Raw genomic sequence first — 14949 nt, forward strand, 5'->3', positions numbered from 1 at the left:
GGGCTCGGGTGTCACACGACGTCGTTAGGCTGACCCCAGATCGAGACCGCCGACCGAGAGTGGACATGCCAGACACGACGATGACGCCCGAGGAGTTCCGCGAGACGACGAATCGGATCGCGGACACCGTCCGTCACGTGATCGACGGCAAGGAGCACGCGATCCGCTCCGCGCTCGTCGTGCTGCTGGCCGAGGGACACCTGCTCGTGGAGGACGTTCCGGGCGTCGGCAAGACCATGCTGGCCCGTGCGCTCGCGGCGTCGATCGACGCGGACGTGCGGCGGATCCAGTTCACACCGGATCTGCTGCCGGGCGACGTCACGGGCGTATCGGTGTACAGCCCCGCGAACCGCGAGTTCGAGTTCACGCCGGGCGCGGTGTTCGCGAACGTCGTCATCGCCGACGAGATCAACCGCTCCTCCCCCAAGACCCAGTCGGCGCTCCTCGAGGCGATGGAGGAGCGCCAGGTGTCGGTCGACGGCCGCTCACACCCGCTCCCCGCCCCGTTCCTCGTCATCGCGACGCAGAACCCGCTCGAGATGGACGGCACGTACGCGCTTCCCGAGGCCCAGCTCGACCGGTTCATGATGCGCATGTCGATGGGCTACCCCGACGCCGAGGCGGAGGCGCTCATGCTGCGCCAGCGCGACACCCGCAACCCGCTCCTCGAGGTGCGCCCCGTCGTCACGCTCGACGGCGTGGCGCAGCTCATCGACTTCGCCCATCGCGTGCACGTCGCGCCCGTCATGGAGCAGTACGCCGTCTCGCTCGCACGGGCCACGCGTGAGCACCCCGATCTGCGCCTCGGCGCGAGCCCGCGCGCGACGCTGCAGCTCGTGCGCGCCTCGAAGGCGTGGGCGGCGCTGCAGGGCCGCGAGTTCGTCATCCCCGACGACATCTCCGGCCTGGCCCGCTCGGTGTTCGGGCACCGCCTGATCCCCACGCGCCACGCCGCCGCGGGCCGGCGCTCGGCGGATCCCGTGCCGCGCATCATCGACCAGATCGTCCAGTCGGTCGCGGTCCCCGTGGCGGGTCGGTGACGAGCGCCCGGGCCGGAAGACCCGCGCGCGGCCGGCTCGTCCCCACCGGCCGCGGATTCGCCCTGCTCGCCCTCGGCGCCGCGCTGCTCCTCGGGGGCGCCGCGCTCGACCGCGTCGAACTGACGTACCTCGGCGTCGTGCTGTGGGGCGTCGTCGTGCTCGGCGCGATCGTGCTGATGGTCGTGCCCCCTCCCTCGTCCGTCGCGCGGGTGCTGCACGAGGAGATCGTCGCGGTCGGCGAGCCGCTCGCCGTGACGACGACGCTGCACGGCGGCACCGCCTTCGTCGACGCGTGCGAGGATCTCACCTCGCCCGGCCTCGCCCGCGCGGAGGCCCCATCCGATGACGACAGGACCGTCACCTGCACGGTGACGGCCGCGCGGCGCGGCGTGCACCGGGTCGGCCCCCTGCGGGCGAGCCTCGTCTCGCCGTTCCGCGTCGTGCGCCGCCTCCGCGACATCGGGGGCCTCGACGAGGTCGTCGCGGTGCCGCCCGTCGTGCCCCTCGCTCCCCTGCGCGCCACCGGGCTCGATGGGGGCGACGAGGCCGCGCAGATCGAGCGAAGCGGGCAGGGCCACGACAACCTCATCCCCCGTCCCTACGCCGCGGGCGACTCGATGCGCCGCGTCCATTGGCGCGCCTCCGCGCATCACGGCGACCTCATGGTGCGCGAGGAGGAGCGCGAGTCGACGCCGACCGCGATCGTGCTGCTCGACCTGTCGCCGGACGCCTGGCGCGACGAGGCCGCGTTCGACACGGGCGTGAGCGCCTGCGCCTCCGTCGTGGCGCGGCTGCTGTCCGACGGGTTCGTCATCGACGTCGAGGCCGCCGACGGATCGCTCCTCGCCACCGTCGATGGCCGCGCGTCCTTCGATGCGTTCCTCGCGATCTGCGCGAGCCTCGAACCCCGCGGTCAGGGTGAGGCGGGGGCCTCGTCGACCGTCCAGGCCGGCGTCGTCGTCGCGGTCGGGCGCGCCGTCACGCCGGTCGCATCGCCGGCGCCGCACGTGCTGCTGTCGTCGGAGGATCCGGGGGCATCTGGCGCGACGCGCGGCTGGCACGCCGCCGCCCTGCGCGACGACATCGCCGGATCCTGGGCCGACGCGATCGAGGGAGGCGCGCGATGAGGGGATCCGCGCCCGCGCGCCCGCGCGCCGCCGCGCCCTTCGCCGTCGCCGCCGCGATCGTGACGGCGGCCCTCCCCCTCACGACCCTGCTCGCACCCCCGTGGTTCCTCCCCGCGAGCGCGGCGGCGATCCTCGTGGTCGCAGCCGGCCACATCGCCCGGCGGGTCCATCGCGGCTTCGCGCTCGCCGCCGAGCTCATCGCGTGGATCCTCGCGACGGCGCTCGCCTTCCCCGGCCCCACGGTCGGCGGCCTGCTGCCGTGGGGCTCCGAGTGGGGGCTGCCGGCCGTCGTGGCGTCCGCGGGGGATCAGATCGTCACGGGGGTCGCCCCGGTGCAGGTCGGCGCACCGCTCGCCTTCGCGCTGATCTCCGCGATCGCGCTCCTCGCGGTGGTCGTCGACCAGGTCGCCGTCGCGGCGCGTCTGCCCGTGATCGCGCTGGTCCCCCTCATCGCGGTGTTCATCACCCCGCAGCTCGCCGTCCCTCGCGACGACCACCTCCTGCTCGCCGTGCCGTTCGCCCTCGCGCTCCTCGCGCTCGTGGCGACGGCGCGATCATCTCGGTCGCGCTGTCGGCGCGTGCCCCCGCGCACCGGCGCCGCCACGGTCGCCGTCGCGCTCGTCGCCGTGCTCGGGGCGATCGTCGTGGCGCCGCGCCTGCCCGTCCTCCCGAGCGCCGATTCGGGGCTGCTCTCACGGCCGACGAACGTCGACGTGTCGATCGACCTCGGCGACGACCTGCGCAACGCGTCGAACGCGGAGATGCTGCGCGTGCGCACGACCGCCGGGGCCGCGCCGTATCTGCGGCTCGCGACCCACACGCGATTCGGCGCGGACGGCTGGGAGCTCGATGCGGGCGGGATCCGCCCGCTCCGCCGGGGCTTCGAGGAGGTGCTCTTCTCAGGCGTCGTGGGCGAGGTCGAGACGCGGAGCGAGCGCACGTGGATCGGCGACGTCGCCCTCGACGCCGAGTTCCTACCTGTGCCCGACGACGCGGTCGCGGTCGCCGGCGCCGCGGGCGAGTGGAACGCGCTCCTCGAGAGCCGCACCGTGCGGTCGACGTCGGCGTCGGCCGAGGGCGAGACCTACCGCGTCGACACTGCGCCCGCGGCGCCGACGCGCGACCAGCTCGACGCCTCGCCGTGGGTCGCCGACGGCGATGGCGGACGCTTCCGCGTCGACACGGCGACCCGGGAGATGACCGTCTTCGACACCGTGCCACCGGCCGCCCTCGAGGTCAGCGGCGCCGTCGCCAACGGGGCGATCGGCAGTGCGGCCCGCTCGGCCGCGGGCGATGCCCCGACACCCTACGCCGCGGCGCTCGCGCTGCAGGAGTGGCTGCGCGGATCCGAGTTCGCCTACTCGCTCGAGACCCCCGTCGAGCAGGACTTCGACGGCAGCGACGTCACGGCCGTCGAGCAGTTCCTCGAGGTGCGCGAGGGCTACTGCGTGCACTTCGCGTCGGCCTATGCGCTGATGGCGCGCGCGCTGGGGCTCCCGACGCGCATCGTCGTCGGCTTCCTGCCCGGCGCGGCGGACGGCAGCCGCGTGGACGACATGGACGTCTACTCCGTCGCCGCCGATCGCCTGCACGCGTGGCCCGAGGTGTACCTCGTCGGCATCGGGTGGACCCGCTTCGACCCGACCCCCGGCGTCGCGCAGGCGCAGGGGATCGTGGTCGACGCCGCGGATCCGACCGCCTCGCCGGAGGCGACCGCGGAGCCGAGCGAGGAACCGGAGGAGTCGGCGGCACCCACCGCGACGCCGACGATCGCGGCGGACGACGAGCAGGCGACGGGATCGTCATCCGACCGCGGCGCCGGATCCGCCTGGCTCGCCGTCGTGGGAATCGTGCTCGCCGCCGGGCTCCTGCTGCTCGTGCCGGCGATGCTCCGCCATGCGCTGCGCGTGCGACGGCTGAGCGCAGCCCGCCGCGGCGATGTGCTCGCGGCGTGGCGCGAGCTCACCGCCATCGCCTTCGACGCCCGGCTCGACCTGCACGCCGCGGAGACGCCGCGCGCGCTCGGGGCGCGGCTCGTCGCGCTCGGCGCCGCGGAGCCCGACGTGGATCGCATCGTCGCCGCCGTCGAGCACTGGGCGTTCTCGCCGGATCCCGACACGCCTGCCGACCTCGCGACGCCGCTGCGGGCGGTCGCGCGCGCGCTCCGGGCTGAGGCCGCAGGCGACCGCGCGCGTCGGTTCCTCGCGCCGCGCTCCCTCTGGGCGCGGGCGAGGACCGACGACATCGTCAGCTGACGGCGCGGCGCACGAGCTCGCGGATCCGCTCCTCGGCCGCGTCGGTCATCTCGATGACCGCGAACGATGTCGGCCACATCTCTCCGTCGTCGAGATTCGCCGTGTCGTCGAAGTTGACCGTGCCGTAACGGGTGTCGAACTTCGACGCCGGCTGGTAGAACACGACGACCTTGCCGTCGCGTGCATACGCGGGGAAGCCGTAGAACGTCTTCGGGGCGAGCTCGGGGGCCTCCTCGGAGACGATCGTGTGCAGGCGCGTCGCGACGGCGCCGTCGACACCGTCGAGCCCGTCGATCGCCTTCACACACGCCTCGAGTTCGCGGGCGAGCTTCGCCGCTCCCTTCAGCCCCTTCGTCGATCGCAGCTCCTCGGCGCGCTGCTTCATCGCGGCGCGCTCGTCGTCGCTGAACCCGCTCTTCGTGTCGGCCATGTCGGTGCTCCCGTCGTCGTTCCGGATCGTGCATCCCTCACGCTACGGGTGCCGCGACGCCGGCGCTTCTCGATTCCTGATCACCTGGACACGCGCTCGATTGGTCGAGGCGGACCGAGACGGGTAACATTGTCCGAGGCCCGTTTTCGGGCTGAGGAGGATTCGCCTAGCGGCCTATGGCGCACGCTTGGAACGCGTGTTGGGTGCAAGCCCTCGGGGGTTCAAATCCCCCATCCTCCGCCACAGGATCCCCTGGTCAGATGCATTTCCGACCAGGGGATTCCGTCGTCCCCACCCCCTATCGAGCTGCCGGCGCCGCGCCGTACAGCGCGGCGAGCTCTGCACGGTTGCGTGCGCCCGTGCGCTTCAGGAGCTTCGAGATGTGGAACTTGACGGTGTGTGCGCTGATCCTCAGCTCGCGCGCGATCTCGTCGTTGCGCGCGCCAGCGGCGAGGTGATGCAGGACGTCTCGCTCGCGTGCCGTGAGATCCGTCAGCTCGTCGCCGTGGCTCGCCGCCGGCGCGGGATCCAGCGGGATCGCGATGGACAGATCGGTTCCCCATCCGGGCGTCGAGGCCACCTCGAGCCGTCCGTCGAGCGCGCTCACGTGCTCGGCGATCGGCCGCAGGGTGTCGTCGTGGGCGTGCAGCTCGCCGCGTCCGTCGTCGCGGATCGCGATGAGGAGGTGGAGCCCGTCGCAGTCCCATTGGATCCGCACACGCCGCGCCTCCGCCGCGTCGACGAAGGCCAGGACGGCGCTGCGCACAATCGCGCGCGCCGACTGCGCCACGTCGCCCGGCAGGGCCCGCCCGTTCGACGGCGGCTCGACGAACTGCACATCGAGCTGACCGAAGCGCACGAGCGGGCGCAGATCGCGCTTCAGCCGCTCGAAGGCCCCGACGACGGGTTCGAGGAGGTCCTGCCGACGCACATCGGCCGCGGTGCGCACGTCGACGAGGGCCGCGGCCGCGACGTCGACGGCAGCCTGCCGCGCGGCGCGGTCGTCGAGGCGCGAGGATCTGAGCGGCGCGAGGATCGATTCGAGCACGACGGCGTGCCGGTCGGACTGCTCCGCGAGTGCCCGCGCCTGCTCCGAGAGGAGCACACGAGCCGATCTCGAACCCGGGGGTCTCGTCATCGCGCCATCCTATCCGTCCGGCGAGCACTGACCGAACGGCTAGTCGGTCTATCCGTCCGGCGGAGGGCGTGCGGGCCCCGACGCCTGCAGGATCGATCCATGACCACGACGCAGACCGCCGCCGCCGCGGCCGTCGACCGGCTCTCCGACGAAGTGGGCCGCACCCTCGCCGACATCGCCTCCTCTCAGGATGAGCCCTTCGCCCGACTGGCGGACTCCGTCGTGTCGGCTCGCCGCGTCTTCGTCCTCGGCGCCGGGCGATCCGGTCTCGCGCTGCGGATGACGGCGATGCGCCTCATGCACCTCGGCCTCGCCGTGCACGTCGTCGGCGAGACGACGACGCCCGCGATCGCGTCGGGGGATCTGCTCCTCGCCGCGAGCGGATCGGGCACGACGGGCGGCATCGTCCGGTCCGCGACGACCGCACGCGACGCGGGGGCGGCGATCGCCGCCATCACGACCGACCCGTCCTCGCCGCTCGCCGAACTCGCCGACATCGTCGTGCGCGTGCCGGCCGCGGGCAAGCTCGACCGCTCGGGATCCGCCTCGGCGCAGTACGCGGGCAGCCTCTTCGAGCAGACGGTCGTCCTGCTCGGAGATGCGCTCTTCCACGGACTCTGGCAGCGGGGAGGCGCCTCGGCGGACGACCTCTGGCGCCGCCACGCGAATCTCGAATGACCTCCGCCGGCACCCTCACCGCGCCGGCGACACCACAGAAAGCAGGAGCATGAAGATCCAGTTCGCCATCGACACCCTGACGACCGAGAAGGCCCTCGAGCTCGCGGCGGCCGCCGCCGAGCACGTCGACATCCTCGAGCTCGGCACACCCCTCATCAAGAGCGAGGGCCTTTCCGCGATCACGGCGATGAAGGAGGCCCACCCCGACAAGGTCGTGTTCGCCGACCTGAAGACGATGGATGCCGGCGCGCTCGAGGCCGACATGGCGTTCACGGCCGGCGCCGACCTCGTCACGGTCCTCGGCGCGGCCGACGACAGCACGATCCTCGGCGCCGTCGAGGCGGCGAAGGAGCACGGCAAGGGCGTCGTCGTCGACCTCATCGGCATCGCCGACAAGGCCGCGCGGGCGCAGCAGGTCGTCGCGCTCGGCGCCGACTTCGTCGAGATGCACGCGGGCCTCGACGAGCAGGCCCAGGAGGGCTACTCGCTCGACGGGCTCCTCGCGGCCGGTCGCGCATCGGGGGTGCCGTTCTCGGTCGCGGGCGGCGTGAACGCGTCGTCGATCGCCGCCGTGCGCGAGTCCGGGGCGCAGACCGCCGTCGCCGGCGGCGCGATCTACGGTGCGCCCGATGTGTCGGGCGCCGCCGCGGCGCTGCGGGGTGCTCTCGCCTGACGCTCCGCTCAGAAGGATCCCCGCGCCCGACGAGGGCGCGGGGATCCTTTCGTAAGGAGACTTGACCTAACCCCTGAAAAGAATTATTTTCAGAGGACCCACTCATCGGCGAGTGTGTTTTCAAAGGGGCGATGGTGTCACAGACCGTGGACGACGACAGCAACCTGCTGATCGCGCAGCGAATCGACACGACACGTGTCGATATGTCGGCGGCGATGGTGAAAATCGCCGATCTGCTGGGCGAGCGACCAGCCGCCCCGGTCGAGTGGACGATCACCGAGCTCGCGAAGCGCGCCGACGTCTCCCCCGCGACCGTCACCCGCTTCTGCCGCCTGCTGGGGTTCCCCGGCTACATCCAGTTCCGTGTCGCGGTCGCTTCGGAGGTCGGCCGGGGCGATGTGAGCGAGTCATGGACCGCCGACATCGGCCGCGGCTTCCGCCCCGAGGACGATCCGCAGACGATCGCGCGCACCCTCCTCGCCGCCCACACACAGGCGCTCCAGGCGACGACCGAGCGGATCGACCTGGAGAGCCTCACGCGCGTCGCCCGCGCGATCGCGGAGTGCCGCCACCTCGACATCTACGGCGTCGGCGGCAGCGGGGTCATCGCCGACGAGCTGCAGATGCGCCTGTACCGGATCGGGATCCACGGCCACAGCTGGTCGGACGTGCACAGCGGGCTCGCGAGCGCCGTCCAGCAGACGGCCGACTCGGTGGCCATCGGCATCTCGAACACCGGACGCACCGACGAGACGCTGCAGATGCTGTCGCAGGCGGGATCCGTCGGCGCCCTGACCGTCGCCCTCACCTCCGAGCCGGAGTCGCCGCTCGCCCGCGAGGCCGACGTCACGCTCGTGACCGCGGGTCCCGGTCCGTACCTGCAGCCCGACGACCTGTCGGTGAAGCACTCGCAGCTGCTCGTGGTCGACCTCATCTACCTCATCACCGCACAACAGGACTTCGGCGGCATCGCCACGAAGCTCGCCGCATCGGCCATGGCCGTCTCCGACCATCGCCGCCCCACGGGCCCGCCGCGCGCGGCGCGGCGCTGACCTCTCGCGCCACGACGGCGCCGGAATCCGATCGATGACGATCGTCGACAGAAGGGAACACACAATGGATATCGACAAGGCACGGGTGAGCCGCCGCAATCTGCTGCGCGGCGCCATCGCGACCGCTGTCATCCTGCCGTTCGGCGCCTCGCTCGCCTCGTGCGCGGCGCCCGGCGGCGGCGGCACGACGGGCGGCGAGCAGCCGCAGGGCGATGTGACGGCCGACAACCCGTTCGGCGTCGCGGCCAACAGCACGATCGACGCGGTCATCTTCGACGGCGGCTACGGCGTCGACTACGTCGAGAACGCCGCGGGGATCCTCGCCGGAGTCCACAACGGCGTCACGGCGGAGGTCTCCTCGTCGACGAAGATCGCGCAGGAGCTGCAGCCGCGCTTCGTCGGCGGCACGCCGCCGGACCTCATCGACAACTCGGGCGCGAACTCGATCGGCTTCAACACGATCCTCGACCAGCTCGAGGACCTCTCCGACGTGTTCGAGGCCGTGAACCTCGAGGGCGAGAAGATCGCCGACACGCTGTACGGCGGCGTCACAGCGCCCGGCACGTTCGGCGACAAGTTCGCCGCCATCAACTACGTCATGACGACCTACGGCCTGTGGTACTCGCAGAGCCTGTTCGCCGACAACGGCTGGGAGGTGCCGACCAGCTGGCAGGACCTCCCCGCCCTCGGGGCGAAGGCGAAGGAGGCAGGCAAGTACCTGTTCCTCTGGGGCCAGGAGGCCGCCACCTACTACCAGACCCTCGTCTACGACTCGGCGATCATCCAGGGCGGCGACGAGGTGCGCCTCGCGCTCGAGAACCTCGAGGAGGGCTGCTGGTCGCATCCGGTGATCCAGGACATCCTCACGATCTTCCACGAGCTCATCGAGTCGGGCTACGTCAAGCCGGGCGGATCCGGCACCCAGTTCACCCAGGCGCAGGCGCAGTGGTCGAACGGGCAGGAGGCGCTGCTGTACCCCTCGGGATCGTGGATCGAGAACGAGATGAAGGACCAGACGGCCGACGGCTTCGAGATGGCGGGCATCGCCGAGCTGCCCCTCGACGGCAGCCAGACGACGCCGAAGGGCACGATGCGCGCCGAGGCCGGCGAGCCCTTCATCGTGCCGTCGAACGCGAAGAACCCGGCCGGTGGCAAGGAGCTGCTGCGGGTGATGCTGTCGAAGGAGGCGGCGACGTACTTCGCCCAGGAGAAGCTCTCACCGCCGATCGTGAAGGGCGTCGTCCCGGCCGACGGGTTCGGATCCACCGCTCTCGTGTCGCAGACCCAGATGCTCGAGGCCGCGGGCGAGAACGTCTTCACGGTGAAGTTCGTGAACCTCTACGGTATGAACTCCGATCAGCTGCCCATCTGGAACTCGTTCCTCGACGGGAAGATGAGCGTCGAGGAGCTCACGAAGGAGCTGCAGGCGATCACCGACCGGATCCGCGAAGACGACTCGATCGAGAAGATCCCCGCGACATGACGCTCGTCTCCTCCCCCACGGCGGGGCGCCGTCAGGCGCCCCGCCGCCGGCGGCGCCGTCTGACGGTCGACTACGTGAGCTTCCTCGCGGTCTTCCTCGGGCTGCCGCTGGCGATCTTCCTCGTCTTCGTGATCTCCCCCTTCGCGCAGGCGGTGTACTACTCGCTGACGAACTGGACCGGGTTCTCCCCCGAGATGGGCTTCGTCGGCATCGGCAACTACATCCGGCTCTTCCAGAACCCGACGTTCGTGCAGTCGATGGGCAACAGCCTGCTGCTCGCCCTCGTCGTGCCCCTCGTGACCCTCACGATCGCCCTGATCTTCGCGTCGCTCATCACGGTGGGAGGCCCCAGCCATGGCCAGGTGCGCGGCCTGGGCGGCGCGAGCTTCTACCGCGTCGTCTCGTTCTTCCCCTACGTGATCCCGGCGATCGCGATCGGCCTGCTGTGGAGCCAGATCTACTCGCCGAGCGGCCTGCTCAACGGGATCCTGCAGACGATCGGCCTGAGCGTCGGCGACTTCCCCTGGCTCGGCGACGAGCGCACCGCGATGGGCGCGTCGATCTTCGTGATCGTGTGGGGGATGGTCGGCTTCTACATGGTCCTGTTCATCGCGGCGATCAAGGGGATCCCCGCGGAGGTCTTCGAGGCGTCGCGCCTCGACGGAGCCAGCCGGTTCCGCACGACCATCTCGATCACGCTGCCTCTGATCCGCGACAACGTGCAGACCGCGTACATCTACATCGGGATCCTCGCTCTCGACGCCTTCGTCTACATGGCGGCGCTCAACGCGACGGGCGGCCCCGGCAACTCGACGCTCGTGATGTCGCAGTACCTGTTCCGCACAGCGTTCGAGAAGGGGCAGTTCGGCCTCGCGAGCGCCATGGGCGTCATGCTCGCCGTCGTGACACTCGTCTTCGCGGCGATCGTGTTCACCGTCAGCTGGGCCACGGGCGGCCGCGACAAGGGAGGACGCGCATGACCGACACCACCCGCTCGCTCATCGCGATCGATGAGCGCGCCGCGCGGCGGATCCGGCGCGAGCAGCGCACGAGCCGGGGCGACCGCGCCGTGGGGATCACCTCGCACGCCGTCCTCATCGTCTGGTCGATCGTCGTCATCCTGCCCCTCGTGTGGACCGTGATGTCGTCGTTCAAGACGACCGCGGAGATCTTCTCGTCACCGTTCCAGCTGCCGGCCCGGTGGAGCCTCGACAACTACGTCTCGGCGTGGGCCGAGGACGACTTCGGCCGGATGTTCCTCAACACGGTCGTCGTCGTCGGATGCGCTCTCGTGCTCGTGATGATCCTCGGCTCGATGTGCGCCTACGTGCTCGCGCGCTTCTCGCTGCCGGGAAGCAGGGCGATCTACTACCTGATGCTCGCGGGGCTCACCTTCCCGGCGTTCCTCGCGATCGTGCCGCTGTTCTTCATCCTGCAGAACATGGGCCTGCTGAACACGCTGCCGGGCCTCATCCTCACGTATGTGGCGTTCGCGCTGCCGTTCACGGTGTTCTTCCTGTTCTCGTTCTTCAAGAACCTGCCCGACGAGATCCAGGAGGCGGCGTACATCGACGGCGCGAGCGAGTGGCGCACCTTCTTCCAGGTGATGCTCCCGCAGGCGAGGGCCGGGCTCGCCGCCGTGGCGATCTTCAACTTCCTCGGGCTGTGGAACCAGTTCCTCCTGCCCGTGGCGCTCAACACGGATCAGGGGAACTACGTGCTCTCACAGGGCCTCGCGGCCTTCGCGTCGTCCGCCGGCTACGCCGTCGACTTCGGATCCCTTTTCGCCGCCGTCGTCATCACGATCGTGCCCGTGCTGATCGTCTACGTGTTCTTCCAGCGCCAGCTGCAGGGATCCGTGGCGCAGGGCACGTCGAAGTAGGCCGCGGATGACGAGGATCCGTCCCTGCCGCCCCGCCGACCGCGACGCGCTCTCCGAGGTCTGCGTCCGGACGGCCGACGCGGGGTCCGACGCGCGCGGCCTCGCCGACGACCGCCTGTGGGGCGACGTCTGGGCCGTGCCCTACGCCGAACGCGACCCCGGCCTGTGCTGGGTGGCAGAGTCCTCCGACGGGCGCGTCGTCGGGTACCTCGTCGCGACCGACGACACCGAGGGATTCGCGGCCTGGTTCCGCGACGCGTGGTGGCCGGCGCGGTCGGCGCGGTACGAGGTGTCCGAGCCGACCGCGCGGCACTCGTGGATCCTGTCGTACGCCGCCGCACGCGGCCCGGGGCGCGAGCCGCACGCGGCGACGCACCCCGCGCACCTGCACATCGACCTGCTCCCCGAGGCGCAGGGCCAGGGCCTGGGGCGCCGCCTGATCGGCACGCTGTGCGCCGAGCTGCGCCGCCGGAGGGTCCCGGCGGTGCACCTCGTCGCGAGCGCGGCGAATCACGGCGCCGTCGCGTTCTACGAGCGGCTCGGGTTCGCCCGGCTGCCGTCCGACGGCGCCGACACGGCGCCGTTCGGGCTCGTCCTCGCCTGACCCCCGCTCAGCCGTTGTCGCGGTAGGCGGTCCGCGCGTAGTCGTGATACGGCGCGGGCGCCACCGTGGCACGGATCCTCACCTGGCGGTGCGCGGCGTCGACCTGCGGCTTGCGCGAGATCGGATCCTCGCCCCACACGACCTCGACGACCTCGCCCTCCGCGATGTCGGCGTCGACGGTCGCGAGCGACATGTAGAGCTGGTCGTACGCGATGTAGCCGGCGTCGGTCGAGATCCCGACCTGTACGCCGCCGCGCTCGACGAGGTCCATCTGGTAGAAGCCGTATCGCGCCTTCGGGAAGTCGAGGAACTTCGCGGGGGTGCCCGGCTCGAGCTGCGAGCGGACGACCGCCGCGACGTCCTCAGAGTTCCACAGCAGTGTCACCTTGCGGCGCGCCGGATCCTCCGCGATCCGCTCGAGCGCGGCGCGGCCGCGGAAGTCGTGGTCGAAGCGCACCGAGCGCCCGAGGCCGATGTCGAACGGCGTGACGTAGTAGTCGCTGATGTCGGTCGAGTACAGGGATCCGCCGATCGAACCGGCGCGCGCGGCCGGCAGCCATTCGCGGTACTCGGCGAGGTCGTCGCCGAAGATCGCCGGGAGGGGCGTCGGCACCCACCCCGACTCGAGCGGCGACGACGAATAGGCCTTCGCGCCGACGCGCCGCACGCCGAGCTCGGCGCCGGCCTCGAGCATCGCCCCGAGCACGGCGGGCCCGTCGGCGTAGGCGCCGTAGAACTCGAAGCCGGGTTGCCCCGCCATGCCGTGACGGAGTGCCTTGACCTTCTTCCCCGCGATCTCGAAGTCGGCGATGTGGAAGAACTTCACCTCGGGAACCGGCCCGCCGATCAGCGTCTCCATGACGCGATCGGCGCGCGGGCCCTGCAGCTCGTAGCGGAAGAAGGTCGGATCGCCCACCCGCATATTCGAGTTCGCCTCGAGCCGGTGGTGCACGTCCTGCCCCGCCGACGCCGCCTTCTCGACGGTGAACCGCACCCAGTCGATGAGGATGTGGTGGCCGATGAGGACGATCCCCTCCGGCCCCTCGTCGTTATAGAAGAGGATCCCATCGCCGATGAGGAAGCCGTCCTCGTTGACGCTGATGAGCTGCTTCGCGACGCCGGGGCGGAACGTGCGGAACGTGTTCGGTGAGATCGACTCGATCAGCGGGATCAGATCGGATCCGTGTAGGAACAGCTGGGTCATGTGGTGCGACTGGTCCATGATCGCGACCGACTGCGACCACGCGCGCTGCTCGTCGCGCCAATTGGTGAACTCGGCCTGGATCGGGAACGTGATCGCCGGCCAGTCCTGGTTGCGCAGCAGCTCGACGGGGTTCCCGGCGCGCGCGATCGCCTGTGCGAGAGTCTCTGACGTCATCGTCTTCTCCTTGCGTGGGTGCGTTGCGGCGAGTGTAGGCACCGCCGCCCCGGGCGCAGGCAGGGGTTTCCGTTGATCCGAATGCCGGCCGCGACCGCTAGAACAGGGTCGGCTGCGGGCTCGGTGCGAGCGTGGCGGCGGCGACCCGCGCGGCGCGGCGCACCTCGGGTTGGTCCTCGTCGTCCCGCGGATCGAGGCCGTACCGCCGGAGGAGCGGCCGCATGCGAGCGGACAGCTGGCGACGGTACGCGGCCGGCGCCGATGAGCGCGCTCCGTAGAAGCGCCGGTATCCCTCGGCGAGCGCGGTGTGCTCGCGCGCGATCCACTCGAGGAACCACTCCTTCGCGCCCGGGCGGAGATGCAGCGCGCCGAAGACGACCCGCGTCGCACCCGTCTCGGCGATGCGCGCGACGGCGTGCTCGAGCTGCACGGGCGAGTCGGTCAGCCACGGCATGATCGGCATGAGGAAGACGGTCACGCGGAATCCCTGCTCGACCGCCTGCCGCACGGTCGCGAGCCGCGCCGCCGCGGACGGCGTGCCCGGCTCGACGGACGCCTGCAGCTCGTCGTCGAACACGGCGATCGACATCGCGATGTCGACGGGGACGTGCGCGGCCGCGTCGGCGAGCAGCGGCAGGTCGCGCCGCAGCAGCGTGCCCTTCGTGAGGATCGAGATCGGCGTCGCGCTCTCGCCGAGCGCGCGGATGATCCCGGGCATGAGCGCATATCGCCCCTCGGCGCGCTGATACGGATCCGTGTTGGTTCCGAGGGCGACGAGCTCACGTCGCCACGACCGCCGCGCCACTTCCGCCCGCACCACCTCGGCCGCGTTCACCTTCACGACCACCTGCCGATCGAAGTCGTCCCCCGCATCGAAGTCGAGATAGCGGTGCGTCGCGCGAGCGAAGCAGTAGACGCACTGATGGCTGCATCCCCGATACGGGTTGATGGTCCAGCGGAACGGCATCGGGCTCGCGTCGGGGACGCGGTTCAGCGCCGACTTCGCCATGACCTCGTGGAACGTGAGCCCGGCGAACTCGGGCGTGCGGACGGTGCGCACGTATCCCGGCATCGGCAGGAGCGCAGGGGCGGCGACGGACATGTCATCGATCTTCTGTCCACTCCACCGCATGTCGACATTCGAACATCTCTTCGACTCATTGTCAACGGCACCGCCCCGATGTGTGCGGTCGGTAGGCTGATTCCCCA

The 14949-nt window shown here is 71.1% G+C and carries 14 protein-coding genes and 1 tRNA gene; 11 read left to right on the forward strand and 4 right to left on the reverse strand.

Annotated elements, in window-relative coordinates:
• Window positions 1–65: 65 nt before the first annotated feature.
• The 3 genes from GB932_RS09940 to GB932_RS09950 are packed head-to-tail and all read left to right on the forward strand — an operon-like array spanning window position 66 to window position 4422.
• Window positions 66–1040 (forward strand): AAA family ATPase, encoded by a 975-nt coding sequence (locus GB932_RS09940; RefSeq protein ID WP_156760536.1) that lies wholly within the window; start codon window positions 66–68, stop codon window positions 1038–1040.
• A complete protein-coding gene (locus GB932_RS09945; protein ID WP_156760537.1) occupies window positions 1037–2167 on the forward strand; it encodes a DUF58 domain-containing protein in 1131 nt (376 codons plus the stop codon). The genes GB932_RS09940 and GB932_RS09945 overlap by 4 nt, the downstream gene beginning before the upstream one ends.
• A complete protein-coding gene (locus GB932_RS09950; RefSeq protein WP_156760538.1) occupies window positions 2164–4422 on the forward strand; it encodes a transglutaminase TgpA family protein in 2259 nt (752 codons plus the stop codon). The genes GB932_RS09945 and GB932_RS09950 overlap by 4 nt, the downstream gene beginning before the upstream one ends.
• Here GB932_RS09950 and GB932_RS09955 read toward each other — a convergent pair.
• A complete protein-coding gene (locus GB932_RS09955; protein ID WP_156760539.1) occupies window positions 4415–4852 on the reverse strand; it encodes a hypothetical protein in 438 nt (145 codons plus the stop codon). The genes GB932_RS09950 and GB932_RS09955 overlap by 8 nt on opposite strands.
• 155 nt (window positions 4853–5007) lie before the next feature.
• On the opposite strand from GB932_RS09955, the gene GB932_RS09960 reads away from it, so the two are divergent.
• Window positions 5008–5095 (forward strand) — tRNA-Ser (locus GB932_RS09960).
• Between the two features lie 55 nt (window positions 5096–5150).
• Here GB932_RS09960 and GB932_RS09965 read toward each other — a convergent pair.
• Window positions 5151–5990, reverse strand: a complete 840-nt coding sequence (locus tag GB932_RS09965) for a helix-turn-helix transcriptional regulator (RefSeq protein WP_156760540.1) — start codon at window positions 5988–5990, stop codon at window positions 5151–5153.
• A gap of 99 nt (window positions 5991–6089) precedes the next feature.
• Between GB932_RS09965 and hxlB the strand changes: the two genes are divergently transcribed.
• The 7 genes from hxlB (at window position 6090) to GB932_RS10000 (ending at window position 12362) form a co-directional block, all read left to right on the forward strand.
• Complete coding sequence (gene hxlB, locus GB932_RS09970) at window positions 6090–6668, forward strand: 6-phospho-3-hexuloisomerase (protein WP_156760541.1); 579 nt, start codon at window positions 6090–6092, stop codon at window positions 6666–6668.
• A 49-nt stretch (window positions 6669–6717) separates the two neighbouring features.
• On the forward strand, window positions 6718–7341 hold the full coding sequence (hxlA, locus tag GB932_RS09975) for a 3-hexulose-6-phosphate synthase (protein ID WP_156760542.1): 624 nt from the start codon (window positions 6718–6720) through the stop codon (window positions 7339–7341).
• Between the two features lie 131 nt (window positions 7342–7472).
• Window positions 7473–8393, forward strand: a complete 921-nt coding sequence (locus GB932_RS09980; RefSeq protein ID WP_156760543.1) for a MurR/RpiR family transcriptional regulator — start codon at window positions 7473–7475, stop codon at window positions 8391–8393.
• Window positions 8394–8457: 64 nt separating this feature from the next.
• A complete protein-coding gene (ngcE, locus tag GB932_RS09985) occupies window positions 8458–9876 on the forward strand; it encodes an N-acetylglucosamine/diacetylchitobiose ABC transporter substrate-binding protein (RefSeq protein ID WP_156760544.1) in 1419 nt (472 codons plus the stop codon).
• On the forward strand, window positions 9873–10856 hold the full coding sequence (locus GB932_RS09990) for a carbohydrate ABC transporter permease (RefSeq protein WP_156760545.1): 984 nt from the start codon (window positions 9873–9875) through the stop codon (window positions 10854–10856). The genes ngcE and GB932_RS09990 overlap by 4 nt, the downstream gene beginning before the upstream one ends.
• The gene (locus GB932_RS09995; protein WP_156760546.1) at window positions 10853–11758 is read left to right on the forward strand and encodes a carbohydrate ABC transporter permease; all 906 of its coding nucleotides are present in this window, start codon (window positions 10853–10855) and stop codon (window positions 11756–11758) included. The genes GB932_RS09990 and GB932_RS09995 overlap by 4 nt, the downstream gene beginning before the upstream one ends.
• A 7-nt stretch (window positions 11759–11765) precedes the next feature.
• Window positions 11766–12362, forward strand: a complete 597-nt coding sequence (locus tag GB932_RS10000; RefSeq protein ID WP_156760547.1) for a GNAT family N-acetyltransferase — start codon at window positions 11766–11768, stop codon at window positions 12360–12362.
• Between the two features lie 7 nt (window positions 12363–12369).
• Here the strand turns inward: GB932_RS10000 and GB932_RS10005 are convergent, their stop codons facing one another.
• Both GB932_RS10005 and GB932_RS10010 read right to left on the reverse strand, forming a co-directional pair.
• A complete protein-coding gene (locus tag GB932_RS10005; protein WP_156760548.1) occupies window positions 12370–13740 on the reverse strand; it encodes an aminomethyl transferase family protein in 1371 nt (456 codons plus the stop codon).
• Between the two features lie 97 nt (window positions 13741–13837).
• Window positions 13838–14872 carry an Rv2578c family radical SAM protein gene (locus GB932_RS10010; RefSeq protein WP_156760549.1) on the reverse strand — a complete coding sequence of 345 codons (1035 nt, stop codon included), beginning with the start codon at window positions 14870–14872 and terminating at the stop codon, window positions 13838–13840.
• Between the last annotated feature and the right edge of the window lie 77 nt (window positions 14873–14949).

This window comes from Microbacterium karelineae (genome assembly GCF_009745985.1).
Lineage (GTDB): Bacteria > Actinomycetota > Actinomycetes > Actinomycetales > Microbacteriaceae > Microbacterium > Microbacterium karelineae.

What these genes read in the sequence shown, in the direction of transcription:
- GB932_RS09940 (WP_156760536.1), top strand. Translation starts at nt 66, where the DNA reads ATGCCAGACACGACGATGACGCCCGAGGAGTTCCGCGAGACGACGAAT.
- GB932_RS09950 (WP_156760538.1), top strand. Translation starts at nt 2,164, where the DNA reads ATGAGGGGATCCGCGCCCGCGCGCCCGCGCGCCGCCGCGCCCTTCGCC.
- GB932_RS09955 (WP_156760539.1), bottom strand. Translation starts at nt 4,852, where the DNA reads ATGGCCGACACGAAGAGCGGGTTCAGCGACGACGAGCGCGCCGCGATG.
- GB932_RS09965 (WP_156760540.1), bottom strand. Translation starts at nt 5,990, where the DNA reads ATGACGAGACCCCCGGGTTCGAGATCGGCTCGTGTGCTCCTCTCGGAG.
- hxlB (WP_156760541.1), top strand. Translation starts at nt 6,090, where the DNA reads ATGACCACGACGCAGACCGCCGCCGCCGCGGCCGTCGACCGGCTCTCC.
- hxlA (WP_156760542.1), top strand. Translation starts at nt 6,718, where the DNA reads ATGAAGATCCAGTTCGCCATCGACACCCTGACGACCGAGAAGGCCCTC.
- GB932_RS09980 (WP_156760543.1), top strand. Translation starts at nt 7,473, where the DNA reads ATGGTGTCACAGACCGTGGACGACGACAGCAACCTGCTGATCGCGCAG.
- ngcE (WP_156760544.1), top strand. Translation starts at nt 8,458, where the DNA reads ATGGATATCGACAAGGCACGGGTGAGCCGCCGCAATCTGCTGCGCGGC.
- GB932_RS09990 (WP_156760545.1), top strand. Translation starts at nt 9,873, where the DNA reads ATGACGCTCGTCTCCTCCCCCACGGCGGGGCGCCGTCAGGCGCCCCGC.
- GB932_RS09995 (WP_156760546.1), top strand. Translation starts at nt 10,853, where the DNA reads ATGACCGACACCACCCGCTCGCTCATCGCGATCGATGAGCGCGCCGCG.
- GB932_RS10000 (WP_156760547.1), top strand. Translation starts at nt 11,766, where the DNA reads ATGACGAGGATCCGTCCCTGCCGCCCCGCCGACCGCGACGCGCTCTCC.
- GB932_RS10005 (WP_156760548.1), bottom strand. Translation starts at nt 13,740, where the DNA reads ATGACGTCAGAGACTCTCGCACAGGCGATCGCGCGCGCCGGGAACCCC.
- GB932_RS10010 (WP_156760549.1), bottom strand. Translation starts at nt 14,872, where the DNA reads ATGCGGTGGAGTGGACAGAAGATCGATGACATGTCCGTCGCCGCCCCT.